Source organism: bacterium (assembly GCA_026398675.1).
Classification (GTDB): domain Bacteria; phylum RBG-13-66-14; class RBG-13-66-14; order RBG-13-66-14; family RBG-13-66-14; genus RBG-13-66-14.
On the sequence record JAPLSK010000412.1, the window covers coordinates 957 to 1,740 of the forward strand.

The following is a 784-nucleotide window of genomic DNA, read 5'->3' on the forward strand; positions in this document are numbered from 1 at the left end:
ACCGAGTTCGGCGGCGTCCATGCGGGCCAGGCCGATGTTCGGCCCCCCCGCCAGGCGGAGGCTTTCCGGGGATGTGTCTATCCCCACCGCGCGGCGCGCCCGACCGGCGATTCGGCGCAGAATCCTCCCGTAGCCGCAGCCCAGCTCGAGCACCGTATCGCCCGGCCCGATGCGGCTCAGGACGTGCCCGATTTCGGCCTCGAGGTAGCGCTTCACCCGGGGCGGGGCCAGCTCGTAGCACCGCCGGAGCCTCTCCGCCGACAGCTTCTGGGTGTAGTAGCGTCCGGACATACCGGCTCACCGCACCACGGCGAAGCGTCGGTTCAGCGCGGCGGTCGCCGTATCCAGGCGCAGGACGTACACACCCGGCGCGAGCCGCGCGGTGTCGGCCGTCACCCGGTGGCTCCCCTCGGTCAGCTCCCCGGTGAAGACGACGATCACCCGGCGCCCGGCCAGATCGTAAACGTTCACCGTTACGGGCCGTCCGGCGTCGGGCCTGGAGATGACCACGTCGAAGTCTATCCGGTCGTCGGCGGGCGAGGGCCACGGGAGGTCCAGCGAGCTCTCTATCTTCCGGGGAAGGGCGCCCTCGCCTTCGCCCACGTAGACCTCGATGGGGTCGAAGCGCACCCGGCCGCCGTCCGCCGTCTCGGCCTCAACCAGGTAGCGCACCCGGCCCGACGGCGGCTCGCGGTCCAGGTAGCTTCCCTCCAGGCCGCCTATCAGTTCCGGGTGGAGCGGCTCCCAGGGGTCGGGCTTCTCGCCGGAAACCCGTCCCCGGGCC

The 784-nt window shown here is 71.8% G+C and carries 2 protein-coding genes; both read right to left on the reverse strand.

Annotated elements, in window-relative coordinates:
- A partial coding sequence (locus NTW26_12020) for a class I SAM-dependent methyltransferase (protein MCX7022974.1) occupies positions 1-291 on the reverse strand: 291 nt, incomplete at its 3' end.
- A gap of 6 nt (positions 292-297) precedes the next feature.
- Positions 298-784 (reverse strand): T9SS type A sorting domain-containing protein (locus NTW26_12025; GenBank protein ID MCX7022975.1); only part of this gene is annotated, 487 nt, incomplete at its 5' end.